Source organism: Arthrobacter sp. Y3221114 (assembly GCF_059092625.1).
The window spans coordinates 391,357-406,021 of sequence record NZ_JBNHHW010000002.1 but is presented as its reverse complement, the minus strand read 5'-3'; the positions used below and the strand labels follow the sequence as shown (position 1 = coordinate 406,021).

The following is a 14,665-nucleotide window of genomic DNA, read 5'->3' as shown; positions in this document are numbered from 1 at the left end:
GAGGCGAGGGTGGCTGTGGCCAAGAGGAGCAGGAATTGTCTACCAACCAAACGCTTGACAGGTTAGCTTGAGGCAAGGCAAGCTGGTGATGCTCTCACCTCTGTGTGATCCATCACATGCAATGCAAAGGACATGCACAAATGCGATTTAGCCAGGAACCACGGCTCAAGTTCGGCCTCTTCATTGGTCCTTACCACAAACCTGGAATCAGCCCGACGCTGACCTTCCAGCAGGACCTAGAGTTGATCGAGCAGTTGGATCGACTCGGCTACGACGAGGTCTGGGTCGGTGAGCACCACTCCGGCGGAGTTGAGACGATCGCCGACCCCATGATGTTTATTGCTGCTGCGGCGGAGCGGACGAAGCGCATCCAGTTCGGCACGGGCGCCGTCACGCTTCCCTGGCACCACCCCTTCCAGGTGGCGGAACGTATTGTTCAGCTTTCGCACATGACCCGTGGACGGGTACACCTTGGGGTGGCACCGGGCCAGCTTGTTAAAGATGCCGAGATGATGGGCACCGATCCGTTGAGGCATCGGGAAATGATGGATGAGTCACTCGGTTGCATCGTCCGCCTCTTGAAGGGCGAGGTTGTCACTTACTCGACTGACTGGTTTACGTTGAAGAACGCTGAACTTCAGATGCTTCCTTATAACGACTTCGACATTCTGGGGGTAAGTGGTGTCTCTCCCAATGCTCCCTACAACGTCGGGAAGGTCGGGGGCAACATGCTCTCCGTCGCGGCAACGAGTCCGGCCGGGATCGAAGCCCTGGCCGGTCAGTGGAAGATCCTGGAAGACACCTACGCGGAGTTCGGCCATGGCGTGCCGGAGCGCAGCGGCTGGCGTTTGATGGGCCCCATGCACCTGGCGCCGACGAAGGAGCAGGCTCTCGAAGAGGTTCGCTTTGGTCTGTCGAAGATCGAAGACTACCGGGCACATATCCACCCGCAGGCGCAGGGGCCCGACTACTGGGACCTTGATAATACGGTGGACATGATGAACGAAACCGGGGCTGCAATCATTGGAACCCCCGAAATGGCCCGTGCGCAGATCACGCGGCTCATCGAAAAGTCCGGCGGTTTTGGTTCCTACCTCATGATGGGCGTTGACTGGGCCAACCATGACGACACACTGCGGAGCCACCGGCTCTTCGCGCAGGAGGTCATGCCGTATTTTGACGGGACGATCAAGCCGATGCTGCGTTCATTCGACGACGTCATGAAGGACTCTTCCGGGGCCGACATTACGGCAGAAGCACAGAACCGTTTCAAAGAAACTTACTTGAGCCGGTCAGGGGCGCGGGTCTAGGCGCCTTGCCCTCCGCCGCGTAACCCACCTTCCGCATGTCGACGTGGCGCAACGTCTATCACCCAAGGGTCCTTCGCCCGTCGATGTTGTGGCGGCCGCCAAGGACTATCTGTCCGAGGAAGTCGCAAAACACGCCTAGAGCGGCAACCAGGCCGTTTTGTACCCCTTCTTGACTCGGGTCCTGGAGCCACTAAGCTACCAATCAAACGTTTGGATTATTTAGGTCACTAACAACAGAGGAGCCTGACCTTGCCTACTGTAGAAATTCCGAATGGCCCTACTCTTTCATACACGGACTCTGGCGGTGCTGGGATCCCGATTATCTTCAGCCACGGTTTGTTCATGAGCAGGGAAATGTTCAGACCCCAGCTCGAAGAGTTCATCAAGGATCACCGATGCGTCACGTGGGACGAGCGGGCGCACGGCGAAACCAGTTGGGAAGGGGAGTTCACCTACTGGGACTCCGCTGACGACCTGATCGCCCTCGCCGACCACTTGGGGATCGATAAGTTCATCCATTTCGGCTTCAGTCAGGGCGGCCTGCTGGGCCTTCGGGCAGCCATGAAGTACCCCGAACGCTTTGCCGGCCTCATCCAGTGCTCCTCGCAGGCCGGCGGGCTGGCCGGTGAAGAGGAGCAGGCCTTCCGCGCGATCGTAGCCGAGTGGGTCGAGCTTGGTCCAACCAAGGAAAAGCTCGACTTCCTGGTCAATCTGATCCTCGGCTCGGGTGCCGACGAAGAATTCTGGCGCAACTACTGGACGACCCTCACTCCCAAGCAGTTGAACGACGCGACCTATGCGCTGTATGACGCAGAAGACATCTACAATCGGCTCGGCGAAGTGACGGCGCCGACCCTGGTCATTCATGGGTTGGCAGACATTTCAACGCCGCTTGAGCGGGGAGTCCGCGTCTCCAAGGAGGTCCCGGACTCGCGTGGCCTGCTGCTGGTCGAGGACGGGCCACACGCGGTCAACCTGACGCACTCCGATCAGGTGAATGAGGCGTGCCGGGAGTTCGTCGACGCCGTGACGGCCGAACAGGAAAGCGCGGTCCGGACAGCGTGAGCCGCCAGACCGACCGGCTCGCCGGCCTGGTCACCGGTGCGGGGTCGGGCATAGGCGCAGCCTGTGCCCGGCTCCTTGCCGAACGGGGCCATCGTGTGGTCGTCGCCGATTACTCCATGGCCGCTGCGCAGCAACTGGCTGACGAACTTGGCCCCGACGCTCTGGCGGTGCAGGCGGATGTCAGTGCTGAACAGGACTGCCGCCGGATGGTCGAGGAAACGCAGAACGCGTTCGGACGTTGCGATTTTGCTGTCAACAACGCCGGAACGGGGAACGCGGATAAGAGCCTGCTGGCGGACATCTCCATCAGCGAGTGGCGTCGCCTGATGGCGGTCAACCTCGACGGCATGTTCTACTCCCTCCAAGCCGAGATACCGGCCATGCTGGAGGCAGGCGGATCTATCATCAACATCGCCTCCATCATGGGCACCGTGGCGACACGGGGGGCGGGCGCGTACGTGGCGAGCAAGCACGCCGTCGTGGGTCTGACCAAAGCGGCGGCACTGGACTACGCCGACGCCGGGATCCGTATCAACGCCGTGGGGCCGGGTTACATCGAAACTCCGATGCTTGCCGGGCGGAACCCCGAACAGTTGGCCGAAATTGGTGCGCGGCATCCGCTGAACCGGCTGGGAACCCCGCAGGAAATCGCCTCTCTGGTTGCGTTTCTTGCCTCGGACGAGTCTTCCTTTATTACCGGTGCCTACTATGTGGCTGACGGCGGGTACACCGCGCGGTAGGGACGACGGAGTTTAGCGGGCGGTAGCCCCCGAAACCGGGACCAGGGCGAGCTTGGCATTCACATGCGCCAGCGCCACTCGGGTGACAACGGATCAATTCGGCGGTCCACACAGGCAAGAAGGACGCCGAGACCAGCAGAGCAGCGGCCAGGAACACTGCGACGCCCAGAATGCCCTGGCGGCGGCGCCAGGGCGGGTCGGCAAACCGTCCCAGTACTAGGCCTAGCGCGTAGGTCAGGGCCAGAATATGCCGTCGAAGAAGGACATGGTCCGCTCCGGGAACAGGAACCGGGGCAGGTGTCGGCGGCAACCCCGGCCAAGATCGCGCCGGCACGCCAGTCGCGGCGCCCGGCCCAGTAGGAGAGCAGGACCAGCAGCGACGGGGCCGCCGCCCACCAGCTCAGCGAATTTCCGACGACCGTGATCTCCGCCGAGCAGCCCCGGACCGTCCCGGCGGTCCAGTAGCAGCGCGCGGAACGCGGCCACCACCCAGAACATCGGGCAGACGTCTAGCAGCGAGGTGCGTGAATGCGCCGGGTGGTGCCGTCGATGGCCGTCAGGAGGCCCGCAACCCCGCCGAGCGCAGCCAACCTGATCAGCATTTGGGCGATCAGGGCGATCACCAGGACGGACAGAGACTGGCGGGCGGCGCCGAACCGCCAGCCGCACCCGTTGTCGGGTCCGAAGAGCCATATGCCGGCGGCGATCATCCACTTGCCCACCGGCGACTCCAGAGGTTGCTCCGGGCTGCCGGCGTTGAAGGAGTCGTTGGCGTCCTCCGGCCACTCCCACTCGTAAGCAGATAGGAGTAGGCGTCCTTGACGTAATAGGTCTCGTCGAACACCCGCGAGCCCGGCTCATCGAGCCGGTAAAACCGCAGCAGGCCGGCGAGGAGCGCAGTCAGAGGCGGCAGCAGCTAGCCAATAGCCAGAGCTGCACGGGCGGGCCAAGCAAGCGGGCCCGGAGGACCAACTCTCGAAAGGCCCGGCGTGGTGCTTCCAGCAGGCTCACCGGTCGGGATTCCGGATGCGACAGCGGAACATACAGGAGCACGCCGATCACGCCCCCGGCAGGCAGCCCGCGGCGCAGGTGCCTTGATGGCTCTGGTTCGCGGCCGATCTCAGGCCGCCGCTGCTGTGAGGCACATCTTTGCCCCTATATAAGGGTGCCCGGACTTCCCAGCCGACGGGATCCTGGCTCTCTTCACGCGATGCCCGGCTCGGCAGAAAACTGCCGTCGGCCGGAGTTGGGCCCGGCCGACGGCAATTTTGGGTATCAACCCAAGGGCAGGAGAACGTACGGCACCCGCGTGGGATTCAGCGGCGGCTTTTGGCCACAAGTTTCCATGCGGCCCGCATGACGGCTGCCGCAATCAGGGACTTAATGATTCCGCCGATGATGAACGGGTAGAGGCCCCACTCGAGGGTCTGCTGGAGGTTGGCGCCGAGGGAAATTGCCAGCCATGCCATGCCAAAGACGAAGGTGATGACTGTGCCGGTCAGGAAAGACACCGTGGCGCCCAGGAATTTCTTGTCCCAGTCGCGCTTGGCCAGCCAACCGGTCAGGCCCGCGGCCGCGATGAATCCCACCAGATATCCGCCGGTGGGTCCGACTGCGGCGGCCAGGCCGGACGAGGCGTCGCTGAACACTGGCATTCCTGCCACGCCGGCTACCCAGTACAGCGCCATGGAGAGCATGCCCCGAACCGGGCCCAGAGTGCTGCCCACCAGCAGGACGGCCAGAGTCTGGCCGGTGATCGGAACCGGCCACAGCGGCACCGCCAATTGGGCCATGACCGCAGTCAACGCCGCCCCGCCAACCACGGCAGCGGTATTGGCAACCACATTGGTGGGGATGAAAACGTCGGCAATTACCCTGGGGCTGCCCGCCGCTGCAATGGAACTCATCATGCCTCCTGGTGATGTAGTGAAGAGTAGGTCCTCCGGCAAGGTGACGAAGCCGGAAGTGGCACTTAGACTAGCATCAACCAAACAATTGGTCGAGAGTGTTTTTTTGAGCAGTGGGCTGCGCAGATGCTCCGCCAAGGAGATAGGAAGAGGGCGAAATGGACAAGGTTTCCATTACAATCCGTGAGCGCTGTGCGGTGCTGACGCTCAACAATCCCCCTTTGAACGTGGGCAGTAGCGGGCTGCGGGCCGATCTCCTCACCGCCATCCAGTCCCTCGAAGGCGTGGACATCGATGCGGCGGTGATCATTGGGAAGCCGAACTTCTACGCGGGCTCCGACATTAAGGAATTCGACGGGCCGCTCCTGCAGCCCCAGCTCCCGGCGGTGATCTCGGCCGTCGAGGAGCTTGGTATCCCGGTTGTCGCCGCCATCTCAGGCCTGGCGCTGGGCGGCGGACTTGAGCTGGCCCTGGGGTGCGATGCCCGGATTTCAGACGCGTCGGCCCAGCTCGGACTGCCAGAGGTAACGCTCGGAATTATCCCAGGGGCGGGCGGGACCGTCCGGCTGCCCCGGCTGGTCGGCGCCGTGACGGCACTGGAGATGATCGCCTCCGGAAAGCCTGTGACCGCGGAGAAGTCGCTGGCGATTGGACTGATCGACCGCATTGCGTCGGAGGGCAAATTGCTCGAAAGCGCCCTGGATATGGCGCAGTCCATGACGACCAAGTCCCGTGTGCTGCACCGGGATGTGCCCGCCGTTGCAGACGCTGAGCTTGATGCGGCGATCGAGCGGCTGGCCAAGGGTGGCAGGGCCAGACCGAATGTTCTCCGGGCGATGGAACTGGTGTCCTCTTCACTGACGAAAGACCCTGCTGAAGCCCTCACGGCCGAGCGCGCCTGTTTCCACGAATTGCGAACGGGTGAGGAATCACGAAACCTCAGATACCTCTTTTTCGCCAAGGCACAAAGCGCGTCCTACCTGCGGGGATTCGGCCCCGCCAGGGAGGTTCGGAGGCTAGGTGTGGTGGGCGCCGGCACCATGGGGGCGGCCATTGCGGCCCTGGCCAGTTCGGCAGGTTTCGAGGTTTCGCTGTTCGATACCCATGAGGAGGCGGTGCGCCGCGTCGTCGAGAACCAACCTGAGGTGCCGCGCGGGGGAGCCATCAGGGCGGTCGCGTCGCTGGAACAACTTCAGGCGGATGTCGTGATTGACGCCGTTTTCGAAGACGTGGAGGTCAAATCCACCCTGTTTGCCCAGCTTGAGCAGGTGATGCCGTCGAGCGCGATCATAGCCAGCAACACGTCATACCTGGACCTGAATGCACTCGGAGCCCGGCTGCGCCACCCGGAACGCTTCGCCGGGTTCCACTTCTTTGTCCCGGCCGGGAAGAACCCGCTGTTGGAAGTTGTGCAGACCGATGCTACACAGGCAGGGGTGGTAGCCACCCTCGGAAAGCTTGCGCGAAAGCTCGGCAAGACCGCCGTGCATGCCCGGGTCGGAGAAGGGTTCATTGGGAACCGGATCTATGCCTCCTACCGGACGCAGTGTGAATTCCTCCTGGAAGACGGTTCGACAGTGCAGAACATCGACGGAGCCTTGAAGGCGTTCGGCTTCCCCATGGGCCCCTTCGCCGTTGCCGACCTGTCCGGGCTGGACATTGCCTGGGCTCGACGGCGGCGCCTGCGTCCCCTCATGCCGCAGGGGCAGCGTTATGTCAGCATCCCGGACCGCCTCTGCGAAGCGGGCCGGATGGGCCGCAAGACCGGCAGCGGCTGGTACTCCTACCAAAACAATCCCCGGGGGGCCGCAGATCCTGAGGTTGAAGCCATTGCTGCTGCCGAGAGGGTGGCCAAGGGCATCAACGCCCATGCAGAGGCGCCTGACCGGATTGTCCAGCGGGTGCTGTCCGCCATCGTGTGTGCCGCAGCGGAGGCTGTCCGCGACGGCATCGCCCGCGACGCCGCTGTTGTCGACGTGGTCATGACGGAGGGCTTCGCGTTCCCCAGGTGGAGGGGCGGACCGCTGCGCTACGCCTTCACCATGCCGACTTCGTGGCTTGTGGAGGGCCTTGCTGCCGTCTATGACTCATGCCCGCTGACCTACGCCATCGCGGAACCGGCTTGCCGGGGAGAAGTTCCGGCGGAAGTGGCTGCAGTGCTGCACCGGGACGGGGTTGAGCAACGCCAACACGCCGAGGAGCCGGCGCGAGTCACAGCCTGAAGGCCTGGCTGTTGACCATTATGAAGCTGGTCACATATACTTTTCCTGCCAACCGATTGGTTGGTTCCCGAGATCCAGTAATGAATCAGGGCTACTTCAAGGCGGCAGCCGGGGGCGGCCGTGAAAGGACGAGGACATTATGACTTCGGTAACTTTTGATGACGCCGACTTCCGCAAGGTGCTGGGGCATCTCCCCACTGGCGTGGTGGTCATTACCGCGATGGCCGAGGGGCAGCCCATCGGCATGTCCTGCAACTCATTCACCTCAGTGTCGTTGCAGCCCCCCCTCGTTGGATTCTTCCCCGCCCTGAGCTCGTCGACCTGGCCCGGTATCCGGGACTCCGGTAAGTTTTGCGTCAACATCCTCGCCAGCCATCATGACGAATTGTCGCGCGCCTTCTCGCGAAGGAATGAAGACCGGTTTGCAGGAGTTGAATGGTCAAAGCGCGCGTCCGGCCCGGGCTTGGCAGAGGCTGTCGCGTGGATAGACTGCGACCTTCACTCGCAGGCCGAAGCAGGCGACCACGTCCTGGCGCTGGGACGGGTCACTGGGTTTGAAGCCCGTGAGGACGCTGAGCCGCTGGTTTTCCACCGAGGCCAATACGGCATGTTTGCAGCCCGTCAGGAGAAGCGGGCCAGCTGACCATCGAAACAAGTACCGCCTGCCACCGTGCCTGATTCTCCCGTTACATGAAAGAAGGAGCATTCCCTTGAGCTTGACGCCGAACGAAATCAACAGCATCGTCGATGCACTGCAGAAGTCCGAATGGGACGAAGCAGTCGTCGAGGTCGGTGACGTCCGCATAGCCGTCGCCCGTAACGGCGCACAATTGGACGGTGGCAGTCAGGGACCGCAGCCGGCCGCTGTTGCCGCGCCGGCGGCACAGGCTGCTCCCGCGCCCCAGCAAGCCCCGACGGCGCAGGCCGCACCGGCCCAGGCGGCGGCAAGCCCATCGCCGGTTGCTGTTGCCGAACGTCCGATCGAGGACGGCCACGTGGTCACGGCTCCCAGTGTGGGTGTCTTCTGGCTTTCACCCGAACCCGGGGCCAAGCCCTTCGTTGAGGTTGGGGACTCAGTCCAGGCCGGCGACACGCTGTGCATCGTGGAAATCATGAAGCTGATGAACAACGTGGTGGCGGACGTCAGCGGCGAGATCGCGGCGGTTCACAGTGAGAACGGCCAGAACGTGGAGTTCGGCACGCCGTTGTTCACGATCATTCCGGTGAAAGGCTAGGCAGTGCGCAGTATCCTCGTTGCCAACCGCGGTGAGATAGCGGTTCGAATCATCCGGGCCTGTTTTGACGAAGGCATCGAGAGCGTGCTGGCGGTCTCCGAAGCCGACCGCGATTCGCTGGCTGCCCGTCTGGCGGATCGCACTGTAGCCATCGGTCCCGCGGCTGCCACGGACAGCTACCTCTCCGTGGACCGCGTCGTAGCTGCCGCCAAGTTCGCCGGCTGCGATGCCCTGCATCCCGGCTACGGGTTCCTGTCGGAACGGACGGAATTGGTCGAAGCCTGCCAGGAGAACGGGATCACGTTCATCGGCCCGCCGGCTGATGTTATGGAGCGCTCCGGGGATAAGCTTCGCGCTCGTGCCATGGCGGAATCCATTGGCATTCCGGTGGGCCGCGGGACCCACGGTTTGACCGATCCTGAAGCGGCGGTGGTGGCGGCCGAAGAGATCAACACCTATCCGTTCCTGCTGAAGGCCTCGGCCGGCGGCGGCGGCCGAGGTATGACTGTTGTGCGGAATGCAGAAGAAGTCCGTCGCGAATTCGGCCGGGCAAGCAACGAAGCGGAGCGGGCCTTCGGGGACGGCACGATCTACCTCGAGCCCTACATTGAGAAGGCACGGCACATCGAGGTGCAGATTCTCGCCGACCAGCACGGCAACATCTGCCACCTGGGGGAGCGTGACTGCTCCGCGCAGCGCCGCTACCAGAAACTCGTCGAAGAAGCCCCAAGCGTCGGCCTGCCGGAAGGCCTGGTTGCGCAAATCCGCCAGTCCGCGGTGGATTTGGCCAAGGCCCTCGATTACGTCGGCGCGGGCACAGTGGAATTCCTCGTCGATGCCCAGCGACTGACATTCGTATTTCTTGAAGTGAATGCCCGCGTTCAGGTAGAACATCCGATCACTGAGGAAGTCACCGGCATCGATATTGTCCGGGAACAAATCCGCATCGCCCGCGGGGAGAAGTTGTCCTTCTCTCAGGAAGGAGTCGCGGTCTCCGGCCACGCCATCGAGTGCCGGATCAACGCCGAGAATTCACGCAACGGCTTCCTGCCGACCCCCGGCACCCTGGCGGAGTGGAAAGTGCCCCAAGGGCAGGGAATCCGCGTGGACACGTACGCCCATGACGGAGCGAAGGTCCCGCCGTTCTACGACTCCCTGATCGCCAAAATCATCGTCCATGCCGAAGACCGCCAGGGGGCCATCGACCTGATGTCGCGAGTCCTGGCGAAGACGCGCGTCAGCGGCATCAGCACCACGATCGACCTGCACCAGGACATCATGGCCGACGAGTATTTCCGGACGAAGCCGATCACCACTAAATGGCTTGAAGAGGTGTTCCTGCCCCAGCGCGGGTAGGGGACGAGGCGAATCCCCACCGACGGAGCCCTCAGAGAACCGGCGCCGCACAGAAACAGAATTTTTTAGGAGACTCGGATGCACATTGATTTTGTCGACCAGACCCTACGCGACGGGCAGCAGAGCCACTGGGGTCTGAAGATGCGCGCCTACGACGCCGCCGATGCGCTGCCACACCTGCGTGACACGGGCTTTCGGACCATCGACCTGACCGGTCCTGGCATGTTCCAGGTACTGACCCGCGATTTCCACGACGATCCGTGGGCGACTACTGACTTCATGGCGCGGGGCCTGACCGGGAACCAGTTGCGCGCGGGCATGCGCACGCACAGCGTTATCGGCTTCCAGCGGGCACCCGAATCGATCATCGACTTGTGGGTGCGCACCCTGATCAAGCACGGGGTCACCAGCTTCTGGATCTACGACTGCGCCTATGACATGCCTACCATGAAGCGATTGTCCGACTACATCGTCAGCGAGGGCGGTCAGTCGGTGCCTACAGTCATGTACGGACTGACTTCCGTGCACGACGACGCCTTCTTCGCCGCCCGCGCAGCGGAAATGGCCTCTTGGGACGGTGTGGACGCCATCGAGGTTGAAGACGCTCCCGGCATCCTCAAGCCGGATCGGGCCAAGACTTTGTTGCCGGCGATCCGCCAGGCCGTCCAGGGCCTGCCGCTGGAATTGCATTGCCACAACAATGCGGCGATGGCAGAGCTCAACTACATGATCGGCATCCAGGCCGGCTTCGATCGGATTCACACGGCCTCCCGCCCGATGGCCAACGGGGTGTCCCTGCCGTCGACCGAAAGCATGATCGGCATCGTCGAATATCTCGGCGGTACGCACTCTCTGGATGCCTCGCAGCTGGGGCCGGTAGCGCAGAACTTTATCAGGCAGGCCGCCGCCGGCGGGTACCGGACCGGCCAGCCGGTTGAGCATGATCCGCGGGTTTACGATCATCAACTGCCGGGCGGCATGACGGGGTCCTTGCGCGCACAGCTGGCCAAGCACGGGATGGAGCACCGGCTGCCGGAGGTTCTGGAGGCCATTCCGCAGGTGCGCTTGGACTTTGGCGAACCGATTATGGCCACCCCGTTCTCGCAGTTCGTCGGGATCCAGGCCGTGCTCAACGTCGTCACCGGAGACCCCTACACCATTATCCCGGACGAGGTTTTTCATTACATCATGGGCCACTACGGCCCCATCCACGGCAAACTCAACGAGGATGTCCGCGACAAGATCCTATCGAATCCCCGGGCAAAGGCCTTTGAATCGTGGGAGAAGCCGAGTGAGAGCCTTACCGACATCCGCAAGCGGTTCTCCCAGGGAATCAGCGACGAGGAATTGCTGCTGCGCTACATGACCAATGAGCTGGAAGTGGATGCGATGCTCGCCGCCGGTCCCATTCAGACCGATCCCCGGTACAGTGCCAACACCATTTTGAACCACATCAAGGAGCTGGTGGGGACGCGCGGCAGTGCGACCAGCCTCTCGCTCACGACGCCCGAAATGCGGGTCAAGCTCGCCCGCAGGACAAGGTAAGGACGCCATGAACGACAATTACGAAACGCTCCTGGTCAAACAGGAGGGCTATGTCACTTGGATAACACTGAACCGGCCGGAGAAGCTCAACTCCCTCAACGACCAGTTACTCTCCGAACTGGAGGACGCCCTCGACCGCTTGGCCCAGACCGACAACCGCGTCGTCGTCATCCACGGAGCCGGCCGCGCGTTCTCCGCAGGGTATGACGTCTCGGGCGACTCGGCAGAGATCGGATACGCGGACGAGCGGGACCCGGTCGAGGACCGTGACCGACAGCTCTCCAACATCGAGCGCTACATGAAAATCTGGCGCCACCCGGTCCCGGTGATCACCGCCGTCCATGGATACTGCATGGCCGGCGCCACGCAGATGTGCGTGTTCAGCGACATCACGATCGTGGCCGATGACGCCGTGATTGCCGCCTCCCCGGCGATTCCCATCGGCGGAGGATTCATCTCGCCCTTGTGGTCCACCCTGGTCGGCCCTAAACGGGCCAAACTGATGTCCTTCGACGCGGGCCATCGGATCGATGGCACGACCGCTGCGGCCTGGGGCTGGGCAACGGAATCGGTGCCGGAAGCGGAACTGCTGGAGCATGTCCGACGCACGGCGGAGTCGATCGCCCGGACACCGGCGTCGATCCTCAAGCTGAAGAAGGAGGGGGTCAACCGGGTTGCGGAACTGCAGGGGCTCGAGCTGATCGGCCGCATGGGCGCTGAAACCGATGCGCTGCTGCATCTGACTCCGGAGATCCAGGAGCTGCAGCAATCCATCAAGGACCACGGGCTGAAGGGCGCCATCCGCATCTTCAACGGGGAGGAAGCATGACGGAGGGCCAGGTTGATGACTTGCCGAAATACGACGAACTTCCCCACATCGGGCCGCTGGACGTCAAGCAGTCCTGGGGGCTGCTGCCGGCTTCACTGGGCACCTTGGCCCATCTGACCCCGGAGCGGGTTCTGACGGCCACGCGCGAAGCGGCCACTGGCCGGACGGTTCCACTGAACGTTCCAATGGACACGTTCAATCCGGCCCTGTTTGGCCGGCCGGCGGTGCGGCACGATCTCCTGGAAAGCGCCCGCAACATCAACGAGGACGTTCTCAACGATTTCAACCCGCAGGCCTCATCCCAATGGGACGGGCTCACCCATATCCGTGCCCGGGAGTTTGGATACTACGGCGGCATCACCGACGACCAGGAAGCCCGCGAGACCCTAGGCATGCACCACTGGGCTGAGCGCGGGATTGTGGGCCGGGGCGTCCTGCTGGATGTGGCAGGGTATCGCGCTGAGCGCGGATTGGGGACGGACCCGTTCCTGGAGGGAACCATCGGTCCCGCGGAGCTGGGTGAGGTGGCAGCCGCACAGGGCGTTGAATTCCGGCCCGGCGATATCCTATGCGTCCGAACCGGCTGGCTGGAGGAATACAGGAGCCGCCGGGAATCGGGGCAGGACCTCGCGGACGCCGGTGATGCCTTCATCGGACTGGAATCCGGCCATGAAATGGCGGCCTGGCTTTGGGACAGCCGCATGGCGGCCGTGTGCTCCGACAACCCTGCGGTGGAGAGCGCCCCTGGAGACCCCCGCGTGGGCTCGCTGCACCGCCGCCTGCTGCCGGGGCTGGGCCTTCCGATGGCAGAGCTGCTCGACCTCGACCGGCTGGCGGGCAGCTGCCGTGAGACGGGGAAGTACGACTTCCTGTTCGTCGCCGTGCCGCTCCCCATCACCGGAGGCGTCAGCTCGACGTCCAACGCCCTGGCAATCCTCTGAACTGCCCGTGCCGGCGGGGTTCGAGCTGCAGGCGCCGGGGGAGTTGGGCGGCAAAAGACTTTGACTATTGGAGGAAGACAGATGGTGGACTGGTCCGGCGGACACTTTGACACAGACATTCGAGCGGAGATCGGCGGTCCGACCCGGATCTTCGACCTTGCAGTCCGGCTGGAGAACGGGATGGCACGCCACCCGCACCACCCGCCGTACGCCTTCGCGATGGCCAAGACCCATGGCGGGTTCGGCTACAAGGACGGCGTATCCGCCGCGATGGAAATGATCGCCATGGGTGCCCACGTCGGCACCCATGTCGATGCGCTGGGGCATGTGATCAAGGATGGGAAGACCTACGGCAGCCGGGACGTGGCCCAAGGCCTCGACTGCATGAACGGGCTGAACGCCGGGAGTATCGAAGAAACGGGTCCGCTTATTGGCCCCGGCCATCTCGTGGACGGTCCGAAGCTGCTCGGCCGCGACCTGACCCCGGCGGACGGGTTTGGGCCGCAGGAGTTCGAAGCCTGGTTTTCCGATAAGACGCAGCCCGGCCCGGGCTCGATCGTGCTGCTGCGCACCGGATGGATGCAGTACTGGGACGACCCGGAAAAATACATTGGTCTGTCCACGGGCCTACCCGGAGTGACCCTGGAAGGGGCGAAGTGGCTGAGCGAACGTGGGATCGTTGCCACCGGCTCTGACACCATGAATTACGAACACAAACCCTCGTCGCAGATCATCAACCTTCCGGTGCACGTCCACAACCTGGTCGAGAACGGCATATCGATCATGGAGAGCATGGACCTGGAAGGCATTGCGGAGCACGGCGTCACCGACTTCACGTTTATCGCCATCCCCCTGCGGATCGGCGGCGGCACCGGATCGCCGGTGCGGCCCATTGCGCTCGTGGCCCGGTAGTCAAACGCTTGCTGGAGGGCAGATGCCTGGTCCTCCGGCAACGCGTCCTGCGGGGAACCGATCGTCCGCGCGGAACTGCGCCTGCAGCGGTTGGTCAGCTTAGTCCTACAGGGCGGCCTTTCCGCCGTCGATACGATACTGCACACCGGTGATGAAAGAGCTGTCATTCGAGCCGAGAAACAGCACGAGCCTCCGCCACATCGTGTGGGGTAGCGTATCGGGCCAGCGGGATGCTTGCGGCCATCGCTTCACGGACCGAATTGGGCGTCGCCGGAAACATATCCAGCCTCCAGCGCCCGCATCATACGTGAATCGACGGGGGAGGGATGGATGGAGATGACGCGCACCCCGGAAGGGCGCGGCCTCCAGCGCGGCAACTTCGTCAACCCCACGAGAGCATGCCTGGAAGTCACGTACGAAACCACCCCGGGCTGCCCGCGAGACCTGCGGTCGAGGACGAAGTGATGATGCTCCCGCGTAGCGCTGCTGTCATGGCCGGCCGTCAACCAATCGTCTGGTAATCAATGTCACTTGTGATCCTTGACGCATTCCCAGTGACCGCGCTAGGCTGGCATGTCGAACCAACCAGACGTATGGTCAAAT

12 protein-coding genes and 1 pseudogene are annotated in these 14,665 nt (G+C 63.2%); 11 read left to right on the top strand and 2 right to left on the bottom strand.

Annotated features, from left to right (window positions below):
* Positions 1-140 precede the first annotated feature (140 nt).
* The 3 genes from AC5RV3_RS05935 to AC5RV3_RS05925 all read left to right on the top strand — a co-directional run bounded on the left by AC5RV3_RS05935 (position 141) and on the right by AC5RV3_RS05925 (position 3,115).
* Positions 141-1,310: an LLM class flavin-dependent oxidoreductase gene (locus tag AC5RV3_RS05935; RefSeq protein WP_494121327.1), complete on the top strand. Its 1,170-nt coding sequence runs from the start codon at positions 141-143 to the stop codon at positions 1,308-1,310.
* Between the two features lie 249 nt (positions 1,311-1,559).
* Positions 1,560-2,375, top strand: coding sequence for an alpha/beta fold hydrolase (locus AC5RV3_RS05930; RefSeq protein ID WP_494121326.1), 816 nt, complete (start codon positions 1,560-1,562; stop codon positions 2,373-2,375).
* Entirely contained in the window at positions 2,372-3,115 is a 744-nt protein-coding gene (locus tag AC5RV3_RS05925) for an SDR family NAD(P)-dependent oxidoreductase (protein WP_494121325.1), read from the top strand. Before AC5RV3_RS05930 ends, AC5RV3_RS05925 begins: the two co-directional genes overlap by 4 nt.
* Positions 3,116-3,174: 59 nt before the next feature.
* On the opposite strand, the pseudogene AC5RV3_RS05920 reads toward AC5RV3_RS05925, so the two are convergent.
* Together AC5RV3_RS05920 and AC5RV3_RS05915 are read right to left on the bottom strand one after the other, a co-directional pair.
* Positions 3,175-4,177, bottom strand: a pseudogene (locus AC5RV3_RS05920) (phospholipid carrier-dependent glycosyltransferase).
* Between the two features lie 254 nt (positions 4,178-4,431).
* Positions 4,432-5,022: a biotin transporter BioY gene (locus AC5RV3_RS05915; RefSeq protein ID WP_494121324.1), complete on the bottom strand. Its 591-nt coding sequence runs from the start codon at positions 5,020-5,022 to the stop codon at positions 4,432-4,434.
* A gap of 158 nt (positions 5,023-5,180) precedes the next feature.
* On the opposite strand from AC5RV3_RS05915, the gene AC5RV3_RS05910 reads away from it, so the two are divergent.
* From AC5RV3_RS05910 to AC5RV3_RS05875, 8 genes are all read left to right on the top strand, one after another.
* A complete protein-coding gene (locus tag AC5RV3_RS05910; protein ID WP_494121323.1) occupies positions 5,181-7,244 on the top strand; it encodes a 3-hydroxyacyl-CoA dehydrogenase NAD-binding domain-containing protein in 2,064 nt (687 codons plus the stop codon).
* A gap of 139 nt (positions 7,245-7,383) precedes the next feature.
* On the top strand, positions 7,384-7,887 hold the full coding sequence (locus AC5RV3_RS05905) for a flavin reductase family protein (RefSeq protein ID WP_494121322.1): 504 nt from the start codon (positions 7,384-7,386) through the stop codon (positions 7,885-7,887).
* 67 nt (positions 7,888-7,954) lie between these two features.
* The gene (gene accB, locus AC5RV3_RS05900; RefSeq protein WP_494121321.1) at positions 7,955-8,479 is read left to right on the top strand and encodes an acetyl-CoA carboxylase biotin carboxyl carrier protein; all 525 of its coding nucleotides are present in this window, start codon (positions 7,955-7,957) and stop codon (positions 8,477-8,479) included.
* 3 nt (positions 8,480-8,482) lie between these two features.
* Positions 8,483-9,835, top strand: coding sequence for an acetyl-CoA carboxylase biotin carboxylase subunit (locus AC5RV3_RS05895; RefSeq protein WP_494121320.1), 1,353 nt, complete (start codon positions 8,483-8,485; stop codon positions 9,833-9,835).
* Between the two features lie 78 nt (positions 9,836-9,913).
* Positions 9,914-11,380: a hydroxymethylglutaryl-CoA lyase-like TIM-barrel protein gene (locus AC5RV3_RS05890; protein WP_494121319.1), complete on the top strand. Its 1,467-nt coding sequence runs from the start codon at positions 9,914-9,916 to the stop codon at positions 11,378-11,380.
* 7 nt (positions 11,381-11,387) lie between these two features.
* Positions 11,388-12,209 carry an enoyl-CoA hydratase-related protein gene (locus tag AC5RV3_RS05885; RefSeq protein WP_494121318.1) on the top strand — a complete coding sequence of 274 codons (822 nt, stop codon included), beginning with the start codon at positions 11,388-11,390 and terminating at the stop codon, positions 12,207-12,209.
* Entirely contained in the window at positions 12,206-13,150 is a 945-nt protein-coding gene (locus tag AC5RV3_RS05880) for a cyclase family protein (protein ID WP_494121317.1), read from the top strand. Before AC5RV3_RS05885 ends, AC5RV3_RS05880 begins: the two co-directional genes overlap by 4 nt.
* Before the next feature lie 81 nt (positions 13,151-13,231).
* Positions 13,232-14,062, top strand: coding sequence for a cyclase family protein (locus AC5RV3_RS05875; RefSeq protein WP_494121316.1), 831 nt, complete (start codon positions 13,232-13,234; stop codon positions 14,060-14,062).
* Positions 14,063-14,665 lie beyond the last annotated feature (603 nt).

Bases quoted from the DNA above. Each gene is read 5' to 3' on its own strand.
- AC5RV3_RS05935 (WP_494121327.1), top strand. From the start codon at position 141: ATGCGATTTAGCCAGGAACCACGGCTCAAGTTCGGCCTCTTCATTGGT.
- AC5RV3_RS05915 (WP_494121324.1), bottom strand. From the start codon at position 5,022: ATGAGTTCCATTGCAGCGGCGGGCAGCCCCAGGGTAATTGCCGACGTT.
- AC5RV3_RS05910 (WP_494121323.1), top strand. From the start codon at position 5,181: ATGGACAAGGTTTCCATTACAATCCGTGAGCGCTGTGCGGTGCTGACG.
- AC5RV3_RS05905 (WP_494121322.1), top strand. From the start codon at position 7,384: ATGACTTCGGTAACTTTTGATGACGCCGACTTCCGCAAGGTGCTGGGG.
- AC5RV3_RS05890 (WP_494121319.1), top strand. From the start codon at position 9,914: ATGCACATTGATTTTGTCGACCAGACCCTACGCGACGGGCAGCAGAGC.
- AC5RV3_RS05885 (WP_494121318.1), top strand. From the start codon at position 11,388: ATGAACGACAATTACGAAACGCTCCTGGTCAAACAGGAGGGCTATGTC.
- AC5RV3_RS05880 (WP_494121317.1), top strand. From the start codon at position 12,206: ATGACGGAGGGCCAGGTTGATGACTTGCCGAAATACGACGAACTTCCC.
- AC5RV3_RS05875 (WP_494121316.1), top strand. From the start codon at position 13,232: ATGGTGGACTGGTCCGGCGGACACTTTGACACAGACATTCGAGCGGAG.